Below are 20,584 nucleotides of genomic sequence, written 5' to 3' on the forward strand. Positions count from 1 at the left end.
TAATCTAAAGCTATTTTTTAGCATGTCTGATTTATTAGAATGGACGTCCACCACCGCCTTTACTTTGTTTCTTCGGACCTTCTTCGCTTAGTATCACCTCATCACCCTCATTCAAACCGCTCAAAATCTGAGCGTTGACTCGGTTATTGATACCAACTGTGACCGTTTGCTCAACCACATTACCATCTGCTTGTAAGACTCGGACGGTAGCGGTAGTGGCATTTTTTTGAGTATCGTCTTGATTACTCTTTTGTACCTTTTTTTGAGTTTCACTGTCGGTCTTGGCTATATCGGCATTGCGGGGCGATTTACTAGCATTTTTGCCAGCTTGCAGTGCAGCAGAGGGAATCAATAAAGCATTCTTTGCTTCGTTGATGATGATATAAACTTGCGCAGTCATATCAATACGAAGGCGACGGTCAGTATTAGGCACTTCGATGTAGCCGACATAATAGATAGCAGAGTCGGTAGAGCTGGTTTCACTAATCATTTCAGGGGCAGGCTCAATTGCTCTGAGTACGGAGTCAAACTTTTGGTCAGGATTACCAATGATATTAAAGTAAACGGGCATGCCTGCTTTGACATTAATGACATCAGCCTCAGAGATTTGAGCGTTGATTCTAACAGTAGACAAATCTGCTAAAGTTACGATGGTCGGGGCTGTTTGATTGGCATTGACCGTCGTGCCTTGCTCTGTGGTCACTGAGACGACAGTACCTGATATTGGCGCGCGAATCGTTGTATAGCTAAGGTCTTCTTGAGCCGTTGCGACATTGGTTTGAGACTTTCGTAATGCTGCTTGTTGGCTATTAATGTTTGCAGTGGCTGTTGCAATGGCGGCTTGTGCCGTATCAATAGCAGCGCGTGCATTGGCGACCGCTGCCTGCGCTGTTTGAACTTTTGTTGCCTGTGTATCGTAATCCTGTTGTGATATCGCATCGATAGCGAGTAGTCCTTGCAGGCGTGAAAAATCTGCTTGTGCTTGTCTTAATTCAGCTTGACGACTTGCAAGATCGGCTTGCGCACTTTTGAGTCCAGCTTGGCGACTTAGTGCTTCTGCTTGAGCGCTTTCAATAGCAGCTACGCTTTGCTCTAAGGTGGCTTGCTCGTTACTCAAGTTATTATTCTGAGTGACTTGATCAATCTGGGCAATGAGGTCACCTTGCTGCACTTCATCACCAACCTCAACGTAGAGGCGTTTTACTTCACCAGATACTTGCGCGCCGACATCAACGGTATTTAGCGCTTTAACTTTGCCAGAAGCCATGACATTGTTTTCAATATCACCAATTTCAGCGGTAGCCGTTAAGTAATTGGGCGTGATATCTTTTGGTTTTAAGAAATGATAGGCCAAAGCCAATAATGCTATGACAACTAAGGCGATAACCCCCCATTTAATAGCAGATTTTTTGCTTATTTTGCGCATAACAACAATCCAGTCACAATGAAATCAAGTGTACATATAGTAGAGGCTTGAAGTCCAAAAGGGAATGGTAATTAGTTTAAGAAAGGTTAAGGTGGTTTTTATGGAGGGAGACCAAGCACTGCGCTGAAAGTTATCAAAATTAAATTTTAGATAGGATGCCATCATAATAGGAGGGGATTAAAAATCGACTACGCCAGTAATGAAGACGTTGACGTATACTAAGAACAATTGCTATTTATCGTGCAGTAAACAGCTGCTTACCTGACAACTCAAGTGCTGCCTGCAATAATAACTCCCACGCTGGCTGACGCACGAGTCCTTTGATGGCTTGGTCACATTTATAAAGCAGGACAGGCCATTCAGCCGTTTGCGTTTTTGACTGGCGACGGCAAGCTTGCTGGTACAACCCTTGTTTACTACGCCAGATACCAAGCGCTTGTGGATCTTGCCCATCCATCAACTGCATAATTTGCCGCATGTCTTTACTAATCGCCCATAATACCAAGGTGGTTGGCTCGTCGGTGGCTTTGAGCTGAAACATGATTTTAGCGACTTGCGTGCTGTTACCGGCAAGCATGGCATCCGATAAATCAAAGACGCTAAATTGTGCATCACTGACCAACGCAGCTTGTAGATCCTTAATGTCTAAGGCAACATTGTTTGGCAGTTGTGTAGAGTGATCAGCCTGTTGACTAGCCTCAATATTCTTAGCGACTAACTGCGGCGCAAATAAGTAGGAGAGCCGCCATAAGGTCTGATAAGCGCTTAGCAGATGGTGCTCAGTATGCGACATAAGCAGCTGCCACGCCTCTTGAGACAGCCGTAAGCCAAACTGCTGAGCTTGTATTTGTAATAGCTGCTGTCGTTGCTGCTCATTATATAAATTGCAATCAATGATATGACCATATTGAGCAAATGGCGTAAACCACTTGCTGCTTTGCGCTCGTTTGTCTTGCTTGGGCGTGAGCCATAATAAACTATGACTGTGTGTCCCTGTTTGAGCTTCAACGGCAAAGCGCTCAAGCTCAGTGATGACCGCCTTGTCAGGCTTATGGTTACCCGTCACGATGAGTGCACTGGCATCATCAAATAAAGACTGGCTACCAAGCTCTGACAATACTTCTTGCCAGCTCTTGACCGATATCAGCTCAATACGCTTGATCGCGTAATTCTGCGCGCGCCAATGTGGGCGTAAGGCATCGATGAGCCATTGACTGAGTAGTGGCTCATCACCATGCGCCAGCCACAAGCCCGCGACTGCAACGGAAGGCTGTAGTAGCTTTGGGTAGGCTTGTATAAAGGTATCTTGCATAGGGTAATAAGTACACAGATTGATGAAAATAAACGTGGAATGTGTTGCGCATTATAAACTATGGGTTTGGCACCACCACCGCGATCGATGTTGAGCCATTACCGCTTTGCACAGATTGTCTGACTCCAGAAGAGCTGACCTTTGGTAGGGAGATGGCGACATATTGATCAGTAATTCGGCGTGCTAAACTGTCATAGAGCCAGTCACGAATTTGATCGCCTTGCTGATCATCAGTGCTCACCGACGCTTCATTATATTGATAGCTACGCTCGACTTGGATAGGGTTGCTTAGCGTAATTGGTTTGCCATTTTCCATGGTCTGATAGCTGACATCTGCTGAAAGTACCAAGCGTATCTCTGTCAAGACACCGACCAGCTCATAACGCTTAAAACGGACGTTACTGATGGTGATAGCGGCAATGGGTGCAGCACTTGCTTGTTTGTTATTGTTCGCAACATCAGCTGCTGTCATGTTGTCAATGACATCAACACCTAAAGTTTTTAGGCGTCTTGTCAATGGCAGCTTAAGCGGAAATGAGGTGCGATTGTCTTCGAGAATCACGGCTGTTTTGGCGACATCAAGCAGCATCGGCGCATCATAGCCACGCAGTTGAAAGCCGCAGCCACTAATAGCTGCCGTTGCACTTAGTAGCGTAAACATTGGCAGGGCAGTCAGAAAAGCCGCCGCCAGTTTTTGTCCGCTTGATTTTTTGGCAAAAGCGTCTTTTTTGCTTAAGCTGCCTTTGGGTGACTGACCTGCTCGATATTTATACGACATAATCGCTATCCTAATATTATGAAAAGGCTCAGACTAATCATTAAACTAATAAAAAGTACTGAGCCTAAAAAATCTAGCCTACCACCACGATGTTTACCAGCTTATTAGGGACGACGATTTCTTTTTTGATGTCGCCAGTCAAGAATTTTGCCACACTTTCCATTGAACGTGCTTGTGCTTTTAGCTGTTCTGGATCGCTATTTGGGGCTACGTCCATTTTACCGCGCATTTTACCATTGACCTGTACCACCATCGTGATCATATCTTGTACCAGAGCATTTTTATCAACTTCTGGATAATTCAAGGTAATGGTATTTAAACCCAATTGCTCAAGTAAATGTTCACCAATGTGCGGCGCATATACGGATAGCATAATCAGCAGATCCGTCAATGCCTCATGCTGTACCTGTAGGTCTTGCTTGTTATTGGCCTTAAAGCCAGTCAGCTCGTTGGCAAGCTCCATCAAACTTGATACAGGCGTGTTCAATGCCAAACGATCACCCAAATCACTATCAATTTTAGCAATGGTTTCATGAGTTTTACGGCGTAAGTTTTTGGCTTCTTTGCTTAAGCCATCAGTGCTCAAAGCTTCATTGTTCAGCGTCTCGATACTTAGATTCGCAGCAGTAAGCGCTTGCATGTGTTCAGTAGCAATACGCCATACTTTTTTAACGAAGTTATAAGGGCCTTTGAGCGCATCATCTGACCATTCTAGCGTTTGATCCGCAGGCGCGGTAAAGAGCGTATAAAGACGAACGGTATCAGCGCCATATTTATCGATGGTAATTTGCGGATCGACACCGTTGTTTTTTGACTTAGACATTTTTTCAATTTTGCCAATGGTCACCGGCTGCCCATCAGATTTTAAGATGGCTTTAATCGGTTGACCTCGTTCGTCATAGTCGATATCAATGTCTTCTGCAAAGTAGTAGGTGGTACTGCCATCCTCATTTAGGCGATAGAATGTCCCTGCCAATACCATGCCTTGCGTCATCAAATTAGCAAATGGCTCATTTCCTGACACCAAGTCTTCATCACGCATCAGTTTATGGAAGAAGCGTGCATAAAGTAGATGCATCACCGCGTGCTCAACACCGCCGATGTATTGATCGACAGGCAGCCACTTATTGGCGGCAGATTTGTTGACCATGCTTTGCGCATCATTTGGGCTTGCAAAGCGTGCATAGTACCAGCTTGACTCCACAAAGGTATCAAAGGTATCGGTTTCGCGCTCAGCAGGATTACCGCATTTAGGACATGTCGTATTGACAAATTCTGGAATGTTTTTTAACGGATTTCCGCGACCATCAGGAACGACATCAGTCGGCAAGACAACGGGCAAATCTTGCTCTTCGACAGGTACGGTGCCGCAATGCTCACAGTTTACCATTGGGATAGGGCAGCCCCAATAACGCTGGCGAGAGACACCCCAATCACGGAGACGGTATTGGATTTTTTTCTTAGCAAGCTCTTGTGGTTCTAGTTTGGTCAGCATCGCTTCAAATGCTTGCTCAAAGTCTAACCCATCAAATTCACCTGAATTGACCAAAGTATTGCGTTCGGTATAAGCACGATTAATCTCAGTATCGTTCGCCTTTGCATCTGCTTCCAACGCATCGAAATAGCCGACAGGGATATCGATGACTTGTTTAATGGGTAAGCTGTATTTAATCGCAAATTCATAATCACGCTCATCATGAGCAGGGACAGCCATCACCGCGCCTGAGCCGTAGCTCATAAGCACATAGTTGGCAACCCATACTGGCACTTCTTCGCCAGTGAGTGGGTGCGTGACCGTAAGACCAGTAGCCATGCCGATTTTTTCAGCTTTAGCTAGGTCTGCTTCTGCAACTGAGCCTTTTTTGCAAAGCGCACAGAATTGCGCAATCGCTTCATCATGCTCAGCCGCATACTGCGCTAGCGGATGTTCGGCCGCGACTGCCACATAAGTCACACCCATCAAAGTATCAGGGCGAGTAGTGAACACATCTAAGGTATTGGTCTCGCCAGCAAGCTCATAAGGGAAGTGTACTTCCATGCCTGCGCTACGACCAATCCAGTTGCGCTGCATGGTCAATACTTCTGATGGCCAGTGACCTTCTAATTGGTCTAAGTCATCAAGTAATTCGTCAGCATAATCAGTGATATTAAAGTAATACATCGGAATGTCGCGCTTTTCGACCGCAGCGCCACTACGCCAGCCTTTACCATCGATGACTTGCTCGTTGGCTAAGACGGTATTATCAACAGGATCCCAGTTGACGGTCGACAGTTTTTTGTAGACCAAGCCTTTTTTGTACAACTGCAAAAACAACCACTGTTCCCACTGATAATACTCAGGGCTGCAAGTAGCAAATTCACGTGACCAGTCGATTGATAAGCCAAGCAGTTTAAGCTGCGCGCGCATGCTGTCAATATTGGCAAAGGTCCATTTGGCAGGTGGCGTCTGATTGGCAATTGCCGCGTTTTCTGCTGGTAAGCCAAAGCCATCCCAGCCCATAGGCTGCATGACTTCATAGCCCTTGAGGCGATAATAACGGCTCAGTACATCAGAAATCGTATAGTTACGCACGTGACCCATATGCAGCTTACCGCTTGGATAAGGGAACATCGACAGCATATAGCGACTTGGCTTATCGCTTGGCTCATTGCTCACTTCAAAGCGCTTGTCAGTTGCCCATTTGGCTTGCTGCGCCGCTTCTATCGCTTGTGGGTTATAATGATTGTTTTCAGCTTGGTCAGATGTCACAGTATTGCTCATAGTTGGCTCGAGATTGATTAATACGAATAAATTGGGTGAAATTTCACAATGCCATAGCATAGCGTAATTTGGCGAAAATTGCGACGATATGATAGGGCGTTTGCGCATGACGAAGAATACAAATTCGAAAATTTGAGTGGGTTTTTAATGTTTTGGTTATCATAAACCAAATACCCATAGGCTTAGGTATAATAAACAAAATAATGATCATTGATTTGGAGTTTTTATGACCATCACTATTTACGGTATCAAATCTTGCAGCACCATGAAAAAAGCCTTTACCAAACTAGACGAGCTAGGTGTCAGTTATGAATTTCATGATTATAAAAAACAAGGTATCGATAAAGATAGCGTTAAGCGTTGGGTAGATGAATTAGGCATTGATAAAGTGCTCAATAAGCGCGGTACGACATGGCGCAAACTAGACGACAGTCAAAAGCAAGCGGCTGATGCTAGTCTAGATAACGCAATTGATTTGCTCGTAGAAAATACCAGTATGATTAAGCGTCCGATAGTTGAAGGTGAGCGGGTAGATAAAAATAAGCCATTATTATTATGCGGCTTTGACGAAGCCGAGTTTGATAAAGTTTTTTCGTAAAAGAATACGGCTACCATTAATAAAGCCTGAGCTAAGAACCTCTTAGCTCAGGCTTTATAACACCTAAAATAAACCAAATCACACTTGCGAGCCATATAAGCAAGACGTAAAAGCGAATTTGTTCGGCATTCCAATCTAGTGCAAACCACTCAATGAGGAAAAATGACTTCCACCCTTCTATCCATTTTGCGCCACCATAGCCAATAATCCACCAGCAATACAAGCTTTCTAAGATAAAAAGTAGACACCAGAGCCACAATGCCATGATTTACTCCTGCTACTCGGCCAATGATGAGCCTAAATCACGACTGATTAATGTACCAACCCCTTCGTTGGTGAAAATCTCTAACAGTGTGGCATGAGGCACACGACCATCGACGATCACCGCGCTTTTTACGCCGCTACGTACCGCATCAAGTGCACATTGGATTTTGGGAATCATACCGCCTGAGATAGTGCCATCTTCAATGAGGCTGTCGACTTTCTTTGGCGTGAGTCCAGTCACGACTTCGCCGTCACGACCCAGCACACCTTTGATATTGGTTAGAAGCATGAGCTTTTCAGCTTGTAAAAATTCCGCTACTTTACCTGCAACCAAGTCGGCATTGATATTGTACGTATTGCCTTCGCTATCGACCCCAAGCGGCGCGATGACGGGAATGAAGTCAGAGGCAATGAGCATGTTAATCACGTCTTTGTTGACACTGACCACATCACCGACAAACCCTAAATCGACAGGCACAGCAATTCCATCTGCGCCAATTTTTTCCATCATCAGTTTTTTGGCTAGGATTAAATTGGCATCTTTACCCGTCAGACCAATGGCGCGGCCACCGTGCTTGTTGATTAAGCTAACAATAGATTTGTTGACGCTACCACCTAAGACCATCTCGACGATATCCATGGTGCTTTTATCGGTGACGCGCATACCATCGATACGGTCTGACTGACGCCCCAACTCTTTTAATAAATTATCCACTTGTGGACCACCGCCATGTACGACCACGGGATGAATGCCAACGGTTTTTAACAAGACGATGTCGCGGGCAAATGAGCTTTCAAGCGCAGGATCCGTCATCGCATTGCCGCCGTATTTGACCACGATAAGCTTATCGACAAAGCGCTGGATATAAGGTAGCGCTGTGGTCAATACTTCAGCAGTGTTTTTGGCATCATCTAAATTAAGCGTCATTATAAACTCCTAAGTTATGGTATTAAAAAGTCATATTTTTATTTGACAGCAACTACTTTGACGGTAACTGTTTTGCTCAAAACTATTCGGCAGGAATAGCGACAATTTGTTCCGCCAGTTTTTTATCAAATGGGCGACATAAAGCGGCAAATTTTGCTTGGATGTCGCGTAAGTCTTCTATGCTATCACCAGCAAAGCGTGCGGTAAGATTGTGACTGGTGTTTGATTGGCGGAGCACCCCAAAACCATGGTCGAAATCCAAACGCACGCCATCAATACAGCTCAGCTTCGTCCCCACTGGCAATAAGCATTTGGCTTGCTTGGACGTCATATATTGCCGACTCATCGAACAACGGCAAAGCGATGGCTGGCTAGTAGCTATCCAATGATCACCAGAATCTTTTGCTACAGTCGCTTCTACGAGTTGGCGTAAATACTGACAAAATTTGGTCAGCTGTTCGACGATAGCATCGTCTTTTTTAAGGGTTTTAGGCATCGGCAAATAATGATCCGCTGTACTGACCATAGCAGGCAATTGCTCTGTAATATCAGTCAGAGATTTTTTACCGTGAGCATCGTAAGCCGCTAGCCAATGCAGCAATCGCAAGGCCGCGTACATGGCATCATCATAGATAATAAAGCGGCTATCGTTAAATATGAAATGCCCTGACAATTCACCCGCAAAGACAATTTGACCAGCAGACTGCTGCATCTGTCGGCGCATAAAGCTGCTGCCCGTTTTACTGAGCACAGGTGTTGCGCCAAGCTCAGACAAGAGGTTCGGTAGATGATGGGAGCATTTGATATCAAAAAGGATTTGAAAAGGCAGTTGTGAATGGACTGGGCTTTTATAACACAGCGTTTCAGGGTGTTCGGTCAGTGCCACTTGTGCTAATAAATATAGCAAGTGATCGGGCGTGACAACTTTACCGCTATTATCGACGATCATTAAGCGATCGCCATCGCCATCAAAAGCGATACCTATATCTGCTTGATGTTGACGCACACTTCGCTGTAATTGTTTAAGACGGTGGGGTTCAGTGGGATCAGGATTGCCAGAGGGAAAACTGCCATCTGCGAGGTCATTAATCATGATGACCTGCTGGCAAAAATGCTCAAATAAACGCTGGGCGATATTACTGGTCGCCCCATGCATGCAGTCTATGACTACCACCACATCAAGGGTTTCAGATGGTTGTTGGTTATCTTTGGAGTGTTGTGTATTACAGGGATGGATTTGCTTAAAAACTTGCGCGATAGCCTCAATATAAGTCGTCACGACTTGTGTATCAGATAAATTAAACGGCTGATTACAAATAGATTTAGCAGTTGTATTTTTCAGCGTATTTTGAGCATCAATCTGTGCTTGAGCGTGATTGAGGTGGCAGGCATAGTTAGCCCGTGTTTTTTGCCAAAGCAACTGAATCTCTGCATGACTCGGAGATTGATGATTGACCAGCCATTTGATACCTAAAATATCTTTAGCAGAATGACTGGCGGTAACGATAATGCCATGACCCGAGTATTGCTCTGCCCAAAAAACCATCATGGGGGTAGTAATTAACCCCAGCTGGATAACCTGTAAGCCATATTCAGTCAGTGTATTAGCCAATCTCTGAGCGATAATATCACTACCGAGACGCACATCATAACCAAGCACAATGATGGTTTTTTTGCGGTCAATACTTGGTTTTGGCAGGCAGGCTTTGGCAGGAGCTGCGGTTGAGTCGCAATCTGTGGCACTATAAAGCTGAGCAAATGCCTTGCCTAATGCTTGGATAAAATCCGTCGTAAAATGCTGGCGTGAACCACGAATATCATAAGCACGAAATAAGCATTGCTGCGCAGCAAAAGACGGCATCGCTTACTCTCCTTATGGCGTGATTCACGTGATGGTGATTTTGTGATGACTAAAAGATAATTAACATGGCAAATCAGTAATGATAACTGATTACTGGCGGCCTGAATGTCCAAAGCCGCCTGCACCGCGTGCACTGGTATCACTAAATTCTGATACCACTTCAAACTCAGGGCGGGCAACGGGTACGACGACATATTGTGCCATACGTTCCGCAGGATTCAACACAAAGTCTTCATTACTACGATTCCAAATACTGACCATCAGCTCACCTTGATAATCGGCATCAATTAAGCCAACCAAATTACCCAAGACGATACCGTGCTTATGACCAAGACCTGAGCGCGGTAAAATCATCCCTGCAAAGTTAGGGTCTTGGATATAAACCGCCAAACCAGTACCAATTAAATGTGTGGCACCTGCTTTAATCGTCAATGGCTCATCAATACAAGCGCGCAAGTCGATACCAGCGCTGCCATCAGTGGCGCGTGTCGGTAACGAGAACGCTTTATCTTCAGTAATTTTAGGGTTTAATACTTTAACTTGTACAGCTTGCATAACGCACTCACTTAACGGTTGGATAGTTTCTAAATAATATTGTTTCTAAATAATATAGTATTAACGTTGGCTATGTGATTATAGTATCAACACACTCGCCAAACCCAAGAATGACATAAAGCCGACGATATCCGTCACGGTGGTTAAGATAACCGAGGCGGATAGGGCAGGGTCAATATTCATGCGTTTTAGGAGCAGTGGAATACTAATGCCTGACACATTGGCGGCGGTCATATTAATGGCAATGGCAAAACCAATGACGGCACTGATTTTAATGTCATGAAACCATAGTTGGGCAATAATCGCCATGATTATCGCCCATATGATACCGTTTATCGCGCCAACCCACAGCTCTTTATTTAATAACCACAAACGGTTGGAACCACCGATTTGACCCATCGCCATACCACGAATAACCACAGTTAATGTCTGAGACCCAGCAATACCGCCCATACTCGCAACCACAGGCATGAGTATCGCCAGCGCCACCACTTTTGCCAGTACCGCCTCGAACTGACCAATCACAGCCGCCGCCAATAAGGCGGTACACAGGTTAATGCCTAGCCAAATACTGCGGCTTTTGGCACTGGTTAAAATAGGCGCAAACAGCTCTTCATCTTGGCTGACACCTGCGAGATTTTTCATGGTGCTATCGACATCATCTTGGATAATTTCCATGATGTCCTCGCCATTTAACTGACCGACCAACTCACCATGGCTATTAATAACGGGGGCAAAACGAATATCCTCTGAGCGAAAAATCGCTGCGGCATCTTGAATGTCTAAGCGATCGTTAATAGTAATGGCGTTATCAATCAATTCTGAGACTAAGGTAGTTTGATCATGTTTAATCAAATCGACCAGACTGAGCAGCCCGAGTAATTGTTGGCTTTGATCGACGACCAGCAGCTCTTGGCTTTCATCATCGAGCAAATCGTCATTTTCTCGTAGCCAGTTTTGTACTTCTGCAAGGGTGATATCATCCCTGATCTGAATGAGGTCAGGATCCATATAACGACCGACTTCCCAGTCAGCATAGGTGTCAAGCTTGTTGACCTGCACTCGGATGTCTTCATCCAAGGTTGCCATGACCGAGGTACGCACACTTTCGGTGACAGTATCTAAAATCTCAGAGATGTCTTGCGCATCAAGGTCTTGAGTAAATAAGGAAATATCTTTCGATGAGACGTTTTCTAACAGCGGCTGGCGTGTATCAAACTCTAACTCGGCAAGCACTTCGCCTTTGATGTTTTCTGGTACTTGTGCCCAAATCAATAAGCGATTTTGGCTAGGGAACGATTCTAATAGGCTCGCAATCTCATATTTGGACTGCTTTTCTAAAAACTCAGTAATCGCCTCGTAAGCCTTGTCAGCAACCAAACTTTGCAGGTATAGAAGCTTATATTCGCCGCTATACTCTGCCGGATTATAATCTCCCTGTAGCGTAGATGGTCGTTCCTGATCAGGCATAGGGGTAGGCATAAAGGTTCCAAAGTTTTTAAAAAGTATAAATAATAACAAACACTAAAATGTCGAATAAGTGCTAATTTCTCATGTCGCTAACTGGTGATGCTCTCAAGCGCTGAGCCAAACGCTAACGATTACCCAATAAAGCGCGAATATTAGCCAAGTATTCATCAGCAACGGCTTCAGGGTCTTTAGTCGCTTTTTTCTTTTTTGCCTTGGCTGGCCAGTCGATATGCTCTTCTGGTAACTCATCTAAAAAGCGCGATTCAGAAGTGACACGCATCTGACCGCCCGCACGGCGCTGAGTCGCTAGCGTCAATGTCAGCTCTCGACGCGCACGAGTAATGCCGACATACATCAAGCGCCGTTCTTCTTCGACCGTCTCGCTTAGGATAGAATTGCGGTGCGGTAGCATTTCTTCCTCAAGCCCCATGATATACACAAAATCAAATTCCAAACCTTTTGCTGCATGCAAGGTCATCAAGTTAACCTTGTTGGTATTTTCTTCTTCTTGCTGTTGCTCGAGCATATCCAGCAACACCAGCTTACGAATGATGGTATCAATGGTGCGATCTTCGTCTTCTTCAGCGCGATTAATCAGCGATTGAATACTAGTGTAGAGCATATCAATATTATCGATACGGTTTTTTTCTTGTTGTGGGGTTTTGGCGTCGCTACGCACAAAGTCGATATAACCCGTTTCATCAATCATTTGACGAACGATAGGCACAGGGTCAGGATGCTGATCCAGCTCACGCGTATAATGTTCAATAAACTCACCGAACTCCTTTATCGTACCATAAGCCTTCGACGGTAAAACATGCGCAAGCCCTGCATGCGTACAAGAAGCGAGTAGCGAGATGCTATGCTCTTGTGAAAATAAGCCTAACTTTTCTAGCGTTGCTGGTCCCATACCGCGCTTAGGCGTATTAATAATGCGCAAAAATGCACTGTCATCTTCAGGGTTCAGAATCAAACGCAGATAGCCCATGATGTCTTTAATTTCACTACGCGCAAAGAACGACTGACCACCCGACAACTTATAAGGCACTTGCAATTGACGCAACTGCGCCTCTAGCATGCGCGCCTGAAAGTTACTACGATATAGAACCGCATACTGCTCCCACTCATTACCGAAACGCAGTTTATGAGTGACAATCTCTTTTGCCACACGCTCAGACTCATCATCATCGTTACGACAGTTAATAATGCGAATTTTTTCGCCTTGACCTTTATCTGACCAGAGTTTCTTTTCAAATAAATGCTCGTTATTGGTAATAACGGCATTGGCAGAGGTCAAAATACGCGTGGTCGAGCGATAGTTTTGCTCAAGCATGACGATTTTGAGTTTTGGGAAATCTTCTTTAAGTAGCGCCATGTTTTCTGGTTTTGCACCGCGCCACGCATAGATAGATTGATCGTCATCGCCCACGACAGTAAAACGCCCTTGCGGTCCGACTAAGTATTTAATCATCTCATACTGGGCGGTGTTGGTATCTTGATATTCATCGACGAGCAAGTAACGAATACGGTTTTGCCATTTATCGCGCAGCTCTCTGTTTTCACGTAATATCTTGGTCGGCAGGACAATCAAATCATCGAAATCAACGGCGTTATAAGCACGCAAATTGCGCTCATATAAGGCATAGAGGGTCGCAAAAATCATGTCTTCTGGATCGTCTAAGGTTTCCATCGCCTTATCTGGTTCAATCAGATCGTTTTTCCAGTCAGAAATCATTTTAATGGCTTTGCCGACCAATTCACGACTTTCAGCGCCGCTTAAATTGTCGCGCATCATCAGCTCCATCAGCAAACGCTTACTGTCGTCGCTGTCCATAATGGAGAAGTTACCTTTGAGCGGGGTATGAATCAGCTCATAACGTAAAAACTGTAGCCCAAATTGGTGAAAGGTAGACACCGTCAGCCCGCGAGTTTTTTCACTCGGCAGCAATTTACTGACACGGGCTTTCATCTCGCGCGCCGCTTTATTGGTAAAAGTCACCGCGGTAATGCGCTCGGCTGGCATATTGCATTCTTCGATTAGATACGCAATCTTGCGGGTAATCACCGATGTCTTACCGGAGCCGGCACCTGCTAGCACAAGCAATGGACCGGATACGTAAAGCATCGCTTCTTGTTGTTTGGGATTAAGTTGACTCATAAGGTGACCTGTAAGACAAAAGCAAAAAGAAAGCAAAAAAGGCGAGTGTTGATATCAAGCGTTGCTCAGTGAGATAAAAAAGGCACGTATGAGGCAGATCGATAGCGCAACATAGCATTATAGCTTGTTGCATCATCTCGATATCAAAACATGGCGTCGATAAGGTTAATCAACCTATCCGCTAATCACGCTCATGACCATTAATATTTTGTGACAATTAATCAAGAGCGCCATCGTTAAAACAGCCGCTGATACTACCATGCAATTAGGCGGGTTATTATAAAGCAAAAACCGTCACATTGGGGAGGAGTTCAAGGATCGGCACCCAGTAAAAAAGCGTTAATTTTTCGTGACTTATACTATATATACTAGCGTCCATTCAAAAATGTGGATTTGGGCTTAATATAAGGTAACGTCTATATCATAATTTATGGCAAAAAAAACATGTTTCTTTCACCTATAAAGTGACCGTTCAATACAGTTAAAAACTAGCTTTTAGGCACTGATATGCGTATAGTACGTAAATAATTTATGCCAGTTGTCTCGTCATTGTTGACCACGTGTAATGAGCTATTAAATCAATTAAATAAACTATCGAATATGATATTGATTTAATACGTTGATCTTACGTTGTTAGAAGATGCGTTAGGCGACCAGCCTTTCTCCGTTATATATCGGAGTATCTATAGTTGGTCATGTCTGACATCGTCGTCAATAAGCTTGATAATTGGTTATTACCAGCACAGTATCTATATGAGCCATTGAGTCATTGAGTTATTAAGACCCAATGGCAGTTACTTTGTGTTTTCGTCTGCGTTATGCCAGTCGCTATTACCACTCTATAGTTTGTGAGTATGTGCGCTGCGCTTGACACTCGATTGGGTGAGGAGCACGTATTATCATGTCTGCTTTTAATTGGTCAGCCATTGCTTTTATCTTAGCCGCCATTGGGCTAGTGGTCTTTATGCTGGTTGTGCCGCGTTTGCTTGGCGGTCGCTCTCAGGGCTCACAAAAAGAAGAAGTATTTGAAGCGGGTGTTGTCGGAGCTGGCAACGCCCGTATTCGTTTGTCTGCCAAATTCTATTTGGTGGCAATCTTCTTCGTTATCTTTGATTTAGAAGCGCTATATTTATACGCTTATGCCGTTTCAGTACGTGAAGCAGGCTGGCTGGGCTTCGCTGCTGCCGCGATATTCATTACCATCTTGATTATAGGCTTGGTATACGAGCTCAGTCTGGGTGCGATGAATTGGGCACCATCGGACAAGCGCCGCAAGCAACCACGTCTATATGCAGCTCCAGCAGGTTTTAATTTGGCAGATATTACGCAGTTTGATGGAGTCGATGAGCTGATGGTCGATCCAACTGGCAAGATACCAGCCCAGTCTTCAGGGCAGATTAATGTCTCGAACAATATCGAGACCAACCGTCGTCACTTGCAAAATATCGATCATATTAATACTACTGGTAATGTGACTTCCATGGATTTTGCCACATCTGCGCAACAAGACAAAGTCAAACGCTAATCGCTTTTGACGGTCTTGTGGCACGTTACTGCAAAATGGTCGCCTATTAATAATAGAAGTTAAGGCGATAGCGGAAGCAAGATGATTGCTGCGCTTCGCCTAATATAAAGGTTGTATGTTATGAAATACACATTAACAAAAGCCAACCCTGATGCAGATGTCTACCCTGCACAGACCAGTCAAACGGTCAATGACCCTATCGAAGACGAAGTGAATAAAAACGTCTTTATGGGTCGTCTCGAAGACCTCGTCCATTCAACAGCAAACTGGGGGCGCAAGCACTCACTATGGCCATTTAACTTTGGTACCTCTTGCTGTTACGTCGAATATGCCACTACCTTAACCGCTGTTCATGACTTATCACGCTTTGGTGCTGAGGTTATTCGTGCCTCGCCTCGTCAGGCAGATGTCATGATCGTCGCCGGTACGTGTTTTGTCAAAATGGCACCTGTTATTCAACGTCTTTATGAGCAAATGCTTGAGCCAAAATGGGTTATCTCGATGGGTGCCTGTGCCAACTCTGGCGGTATGTATGATATCTATTCGGTCGTGCAAGGCGTGGATAAAATTATCCCTGTTGATGTCTATGTGCCCGGTTGTCCGCCGCGTCCAGAAGCGTTGATCCAAGGCTTGATGTTGCTGCAAGAGTCGATTACTAAAGAGCGTCGCCCGCTAGGTATTCATGTCAATGATCAGGGTATCTATCAGCCACAAATGACGCCTGAGCGTGACCGTAAGCAAGCAGATCGTATCGCTGTGAAAAACTTGCGTAGCCCAGACAGTATTTAATCAACGAGCCTGTAGCCAAACTGCATGTGAGAAACAGAATTTAGGCATAAATTATTTGGCTATATCATGTTTTAGTTTGGCTCAATCATACATAATCCGTAAAAGTGCTCAGTACGCATATATTCATCGTAGTTCGCTTATGTTTAGCGTAGTTCAGTTATGATTAACATGGTTCAGTTATGATTAATATAGCTCGGTTAGGCTCAACATAGCTCAATGATGATTAATGAAGGAATACATCATTCATGGTCACGGTAGTCGAAAACATTGATCCTAATAACATGGATCCTAACATTAAGCCTGTTCCAGCGGTTATCACCGAGCTGGAGCAGAAGTATGCCGGTAAGTTTGTCGTGCAGCACACTGTGGATGAGATTCCAACGGTTTGGGTGGCACGTGCTGATTTGCTGGATATTCTTCTATACCTGCGTAAATTGCCTAAGCCTTACGTCATGCTATTTGACTTGTCAGCGATAGATGAGCGCTTACGCCAACATCGCCAAGGTTTGCCTGACAGTGATTTTACGGTGTTTTATCACTTGATGTCGCTTGAGCGTAATAGTGACGTACGTATTAAAGTCGCGCTGAGTGAAGACGATGTCAATGTGCCGAGTGCCACCAATATTTGGCCAAACGCCAACTGGTATGAGCGTGAAGTGTGGGACATGTTCGGTATTGTCTTTACCGGTCATCCGCATTTGACCCGTATTTTATTACCAAAATACTGGGAAGGTCATCCACTGCGTAAAGAGTATCATGCGCGTGCGACTGAATTTACCCCGTATTTCTTGAACACCGCCAAGCAGCAATACGAGCAAGAAAACCTGCGTTTTGTCCCAGAAGAGTGGGGCATGAAGCGTTCAGGCCGTGATGAAGATTTTATGTTCTTGAACATCGGTCCTAACCATCCATCTGCTCACGGTGCATTCCGTTTAGTCTTACAGCTTGATGGCGAAGAAGTCGTCGATTGTATCCCTGATATCGGCTATCACCATCGCGGTGCAGAAAAGATGGCGGAGCGTCAAACTTGGCACTCATTTATTCCTTATACCGACCGTATCGATTATCTCGGCGGTGTGATGAATGAGCTACCGTACATCATGTCGGTCGAAAAGCTTGCAGGAATTAAGATTCCACCGCGCGCTGAAACCATTCGTGTGATGATGAGTGAGTTTTTCCGTATCACCAATAACTTACTGTTCGTCGGTACGTTTATTCAGGATGCGGGCGGCATGACCCCGGTATTCTATATGTTTACCGATCGCCAAAAAGCCTATGACGTCATCGAAGCCGTGACTGGCTATCGTATGCATCCCGCTTGGTTCCGTATCGGTGGTACGGCTGCTGATCTGCCACGTGGTTGGCAGCGTTTGGTTCGCGAATTCTTAGATTGGATGCCAAAACGCTTGGACGAATATGTCAAAGCGGCATTGCAAAACAGCGTACTCAAAGGCCGTACCCAAGGTGTTGCTCAGTACAATGCCAAGCAAGCATTGGCTTGGGGTGTGACGGGTGCAGGTCTGCGTGCGACAGGCGTTGACTTTGATCTGCGTAAAGCGCGTCCATACATGGGCTATGAAAATTACGATTTTGAAGTGCCAGTTGGCTACAACGGCGATGCGTATGATCGCTGTATGGTCAAAGTCGAAGAGATGCGTCAGTCATTACGTATTATTCGCCAGTGCATGGATAACATGCCACAAGGCCCTTATAAAGCGGATCATCCACTCGCGGTACCACCGCCGAAAGACCGTACGTTAAACGATATTGAGACCTTGATTAATCACTTTATCTCAGTATCTTGGGGTCCTGTGATGCCAGCGGGCGAGTGTACGACGATTGTAGAAGCGACCAAAGGGTTGAACAGCTATTACATCACCTCAGATAAGGCGACGATGAGCTATCGTACCCGTATTCGTACGCCGACATTTGCGCATTTGCAGCAGATGCCATCGGTGATTAATGGCTCGCTCGTCTCTGATGCCATTATGTATTTGGCATCGATTGATATTGTAATGGCTGACTGTGATCGTTAGTACCGTGATCGCTAATACTTTAGTCTAATGCTTTGATCAGAAAATTATCGTTATTAAAGAAATACGTTTATCAATATATCATTGCCAAATGGCACACCAAAATGCTGATATCTTGCCATATAGCGACACTTATAAGACTGTCGCTATTAGCTGATAAAGCGTGATGAGTGAGGACAGATAGAAGACTATGAAAATTGTTTCCGACAAAATGCCAAAAGTAGATGTGGCAAGCATCCTCACTAGCGAGGAAATTGCGGCCATTCATGAGTTTATGCACCATTACCCACAAGCGCGTGCTGCTTCGCTAGACGCGCTAAAAATCGTGCAAAAGCGCAACGGTTGGGTCGATGACGCACAAGTGAATGCCATTGCCAATATTCTAGACATTCCGATGTCAGATATGGACGGGGTTGCTACTTTCTTTAACCGTATTTATCGTCAGCCTGTCGGTCGTCACGTGATTCTCATCTGTGATTCAGTGGCTTGTTATTTGACAGGTTATGAAGCCTTGTCTGCTGAGATCAGATCACAGCTGGGTATTGAGTATGGTCAGACGACGGCTGATGGTCGCTTTACGCTATTGCCAATTTGCTGCTTAGGTAACTGTGACAAAGGCCCTGCTGTGTTGATTGACGAAGACACCTATGGTCCTGTCCAGCCCGAAGAAGTCACGCAATTATTGGAGCTATACGCATGAGATTAACGCTTTCAGAGCAGATTGCTCAACGTAGTCAAGGCAAAGCGCCAAGCCAGCTCAATGAGCAGCGCATTCCAATTTATGGTGATAAAGCCACAGCGACTAGCGAAACCAAACCGTTAACATGGCGTCTAGCACATCATGATGCCGTACTAGATTTGACCACCTATGAGTCGTTAAAAGGCTTTGATGGCTTAAAGCAAGCTTTGAGTCAATCGCCTAAAGAAGTCGGCAATATGATTAAAGCTGCCAACGTCAGAGGTCGCGGCGGTGCAGGTTTTAATGCTGGTTTGAAGTGGACTTTCATGTCACCACCAGATGGTTTACCTCGTTATCTCATTTGTAATGCCGATGAGATGGAACCGGGCACGTTTAAAGATCGTCTATTGATGGAGCGTCTACCGTTTCAGCTGATTGAAGGTATGTTGATTACCGCACATGCGATTGGTGCGACTGACGGTTATATCTTTATCCGCGGTGAATACATTTTAGCTGCCCAGCGTTTGGTCGCGGCTATCGAAGAATGCTTGGCTAATAATCTCATGGGCAAGAATATTTTAGGCTCAGATTTTAGTTTTAATCTGCATGTGCATACTGGCGCTGGACGTTATATTTGCGGTGAAGAAACCGCATTGATTAATGGCTTAGAAGGTCGCCGTGCTAATCCACGTACCAAACCACCGTTTCCACAAATTTCTGGTGCATGGGGTCGTCCAACCGTCGTCAACAACGTTGAAACCTTGTGTAACATGCCAGCCATCCTAAACCATGGTGTTGAATGGTATCAGTCATTATCTAACATCAAAGGCAAGAGCCAGACACCGGGTACCAAACTGTTTGGCTGCTCAGGTTTAGTCAATGACCCAGGTCTGTGGGAGTTACCGTTTGGTTATACGGCACGCGAAATCATTGAAGATTTAGCGGGTGGTATGCAAGAAGGTAAAACACTGAAAGCTTGGCTACCGGGCGGTGCCTCTACTGACTTTTTAACCACTGAGCATTTAGATGTGGTGGTGGATTTTGACACCATTCAAAAAGCAGGTAGCCGTATGGGTACTGGGCTAATTATGGTCGTTGATGAAGCACAAGATATGGTACCGCTCGTTCGCAATCTCGAAATTTTCTTTCAGCGCGAATCCTGCGGTTGGTGTACGCCATGCCGTGATGGTCTGCCGTGGGGTGTCAAATTGCTTACCGCTATCAATGATGGTGAAGGGCAAGTCGGCGATGTCGAAAAACTAGAAGGCCTTACGCGTGACTTATGGATTGGTAAAACATTCTGTGCACATGCGCCGGGTGCGATGGAACCACTGATGAGTGCGATTAAATATTTCCGTCCAGAGTTTGATCAAAAAATCGCGCAGGCGGTTGGTGTCGATGTCATTGATGCGGCAGCCAATCAACAGCCAGAAGTGAAATAAGGAGA

16 protein-coding genes are annotated in these 20,584 nt (G+C 45.0%); 6 read left to right on the plus strand and 10 right to left on the minus strand.

What is annotated here, in order from left to right; translation table 11 throughout:
- Nucleotides 1-34: 34 nt before the first annotated feature.
- The 4 genes from JMW94_RS08530 to leuS form a co-directional block, all read right to left on the minus strand.
- Nucleotides 35-1,426, minus strand: coding sequence for an efflux RND transporter periplasmic adaptor subunit (locus tag JMW94_RS08530; protein ID WP_201603958.1), 1,392 nt, complete (start codon nt 1,424-1,426; stop codon nt 35-37).
- 235 nt (nt 1,427-1,661) lie between these two features.
- The gene (holA, locus tag JMW94_RS08535) at nt 1,662-2,738 is read right to left on the minus strand and encodes a DNA polymerase III subunit delta (RefSeq protein WP_201603960.1); all 1,077 of its coding nucleotides are present in this window, start codon (nt 2,736-2,738) and stop codon (nt 1,662-1,664) included.
- Nucleotides 2,739-2,796: 58 nt separating this feature from the next.
- The gene (locus JMW94_RS08540; RefSeq protein WP_227685466.1) at nt 2,797-3,516 is read right to left on the minus strand and encodes a hypothetical protein; all 720 of its coding nucleotides are present in this window, start codon (nt 3,514-3,516) and stop codon (nt 2,797-2,799) included.
- Nucleotides 3,517-3,589: 73 nt separating this feature from the next.
- A complete protein-coding gene (gene leuS, locus JMW94_RS08545; protein WP_201603962.1) occupies nt 3,590-6,277 on the minus strand; it encodes a leucine--tRNA ligase in 2,688 nt (895 codons plus the stop codon).
- 226 nt (nt 6,278-6,503) lie between these two features.
- On the opposite strand from leuS, the gene JMW94_RS08550 reads away from it, so the two are divergent.
- A complete protein-coding gene (locus tag JMW94_RS08550; RefSeq protein ID WP_201603964.1) occupies nt 6,504-6,875 on the plus strand; it encodes an arsenate reductase in 372 nt (123 codons plus the stop codon).
- Between the two features lie 31 nt (nt 6,876-6,906).
- Here the strand turns inward: JMW94_RS08550 and JMW94_RS08555 are convergent, their stop codons facing one another.
- From JMW94_RS08555 to JMW94_RS08580, 6 genes are all read right to left on the minus strand, one after another.
- Complete coding sequence (locus tag JMW94_RS08555; protein WP_055124538.1) at nt 6,907-7,140, minus strand: hypothetical protein; 234 nt, start codon at nt 7,138-7,140, stop codon at nt 6,907-6,909.
- Nucleotides 7,141-7,152: 12 nt separating this feature from the next.
- The gene (gene argB / locus JMW94_RS08560) at nt 7,153-8,067 is read right to left on the minus strand and encodes an acetylglutamate kinase (RefSeq protein ID WP_055124537.1); all 915 of its coding nucleotides are present in this window, start codon (nt 8,065-8,067) and stop codon (nt 7,153-7,155) included.
- 82 nt (nt 8,068-8,149) lie between these two features.
- Nucleotides 8,150-9,928, minus strand: a complete 1,779-nt coding sequence (locus tag JMW94_RS08565) for a phosphomannomutase/phosphoglucomutase (RefSeq protein WP_201603966.1) — start codon at nt 9,926-9,928, stop codon at nt 8,150-8,152.
- A 90-nt stretch (nt 9,929-10,018) separates the two neighbouring features.
- A complete protein-coding gene (gene dut, locus JMW94_RS08570) occupies nt 10,019-10,483 on the minus strand; it encodes a dUTP diphosphatase (protein ID WP_045444733.1) in 465 nt (154 codons plus the stop codon).
- 78 nt (nt 10,484-10,561) lie between these two features.
- On the minus strand, nt 10,562-11,965 hold the full coding sequence (gene mgtE, locus JMW94_RS08575; RefSeq protein WP_083475673.1) for a magnesium transporter: 1,404 nt from the start codon (nt 11,963-11,965) through the stop codon (nt 10,562-10,564).
- Nucleotides 11,966-12,077: 112 nt separating this feature from the next.
- Entirely contained in the window at nt 12,078-14,111 is a 2,034-nt protein-coding gene (locus tag JMW94_RS08580; protein ID WP_060490569.1) for a UvrD-helicase domain-containing protein, read from the minus strand.
- Between the two features lie 901 nt (nt 14,112-15,012).
- Between JMW94_RS08580 and ndhC the strand changes: the two genes are divergently transcribed.
- From ndhC to nuoF, 5 genes are all read left to right on the plus strand, one after another.
- Nucleotides 15,013-15,636 (plus strand): NADH-quinone oxidoreductase subunit A, encoded by a 624-nt coding sequence (gene ndhC, locus JMW94_RS08585; protein WP_055124534.1) that lies wholly within the window; start codon nt 15,013-15,015, stop codon nt 15,634-15,636.
- A 120-nt stretch (nt 15,637-15,756) separates the two neighbouring features.
- The gene (locus JMW94_RS08590) at nt 15,757-16,425 is read left to right on the plus strand and encodes a NuoB/complex I 20 kDa subunit family protein (RefSeq protein ID WP_025653094.1); all 669 of its coding nucleotides are present in this window, start codon (nt 15,757-15,759) and stop codon (nt 16,423-16,425) included.
- Between the two features lie 245 nt (nt 16,426-16,670).
- Nucleotides 16,671-18,461, plus strand: a complete 1,791-nt coding sequence (gene nuoC / locus JMW94_RS08595) for an NADH-quinone oxidoreductase subunit C/D (protein WP_201603968.1) — start codon at nt 16,671-16,673, stop codon at nt 18,459-18,461.
- Nucleotides 18,462-18,648: 187 nt separating this feature from the next.
- Nucleotides 18,649-19,158 (plus strand): NADH-quinone oxidoreductase subunit NuoE, encoded by a 510-nt coding sequence (gene nuoE, locus JMW94_RS08600; RefSeq protein WP_087815841.1) that lies wholly within the window; start codon nt 18,649-18,651, stop codon nt 19,156-19,158.
- Entirely contained in the window at nt 19,155-20,579 is a 1,425-nt protein-coding gene (nuoF, locus tag JMW94_RS08605; RefSeq protein WP_201603970.1) for an NADH-quinone oxidoreductase subunit NuoF, read from the plus strand. Before nuoE ends, nuoF begins: the two co-directional genes overlap by 4 nt.
- The last annotated feature ends 5 nt before the right edge of the window (nt 20,580-20,584 follow it).

This window comes from Psychrobacter immobilis, assembly GCF_904846185.1.
GTDB classification, from domain to species: Bacteria; Pseudomonadota; Gammaproteobacteria; order Pseudomonadales; family Moraxellaceae; genus Psychrobacter; species Psychrobacter immobilis_B.

Coding starts and splice junctions, on each gene's coding strand:
- nuoC (WP_201603968.1), top strand. CDS start 16,671: ATGGTCACGGTAGTCGAAAACATTGATCCTAATAACATGGATCCTAAC.
- JMW94_RS08580 (WP_060490569.1), bottom strand. CDS start 14,111: ATGAGTCAACTTAATCCCAAACAACAAGAAGCGATGCTTTACGTATCC.
- nuoE (WP_087815841.1), top strand. CDS start 18,649: ATGAAAATTGTTTCCGACAAAATGCCAAAAGTAGATGTGGCAAGCATC.
- holA (WP_201603960.1), bottom strand. CDS start 2,738: ATGCAAGATACCTTTATACAAGCCTACCCAAAGCTACTACAGCCTTCC.
- dut (WP_045444733.1), bottom strand. CDS start 10,483: ATGCAAGCTGTACAAGTTAAAGTATTAAACCCTAAAATTACTGAAGAT.
- mgtE (WP_083475673.1), bottom strand. CDS start 11,965: ATGCCTACCCCTATGCCTGATCAGGAACGACCATCTACGCTACAGGGA.
- leuS (WP_201603962.1), bottom strand. CDS start 6,277: ATGAGCAATACTGTGACATCTGACCAAGCTGAAAACAATCATTATAAC.
- JMW94_RS08590 (WP_025653094.1), top strand. CDS start 15,757: ATGAAATACACATTAACAAAAGCCAACCCTGATGCAGATGTCTACCCT.
- nuoF (WP_201603970.1), top strand. CDS start 19,155: ATGAGATTAACGCTTTCAGAGCAGATTGCTCAACGTAGTCAAGGCAAA.
- argB (WP_055124537.1), bottom strand. CDS start 8,067: ATGACGCTTAATTTAGATGATGCCAAAAACACTGCTGAAGTATTGACC.
- JMW94_RS08555 (WP_055124538.1), bottom strand. CDS start 7,140: ATGGCATTGTGGCTCTGGTGTCTACTTTTTATCTTAGAAAGCTTGTAT.
- ndhC (WP_055124534.1), top strand. CDS start 15,013: ATGTCTGCTTTTAATTGGTCAGCCATTGCTTTTATCTTAGCCGCCATT.
- JMW94_RS08530 (WP_201603958.1), bottom strand. CDS start 1,426: ATGCGCAAAATAAGCAAAAAATCTGCTATTAAATGGGGGGTTATCGCC.
- JMW94_RS08540 (WP_227685466.1), bottom strand. CDS start 3,516: ATGTCGTATAAATATCGAGCAGGTCAGTCACCCAAAGGCAGCTTAAGC.
- JMW94_RS08550 (WP_201603964.1), top strand. CDS start 6,504: ATGACCATCACTATTTACGGTATCAAATCTTGCAGCACCATGAAAAAA.
- JMW94_RS08565 (WP_201603966.1), bottom strand. CDS start 9,928: ATGCCGTCTTTTGCTGCGCAGCAATGCTTATTTCGTGCTTATGATATT.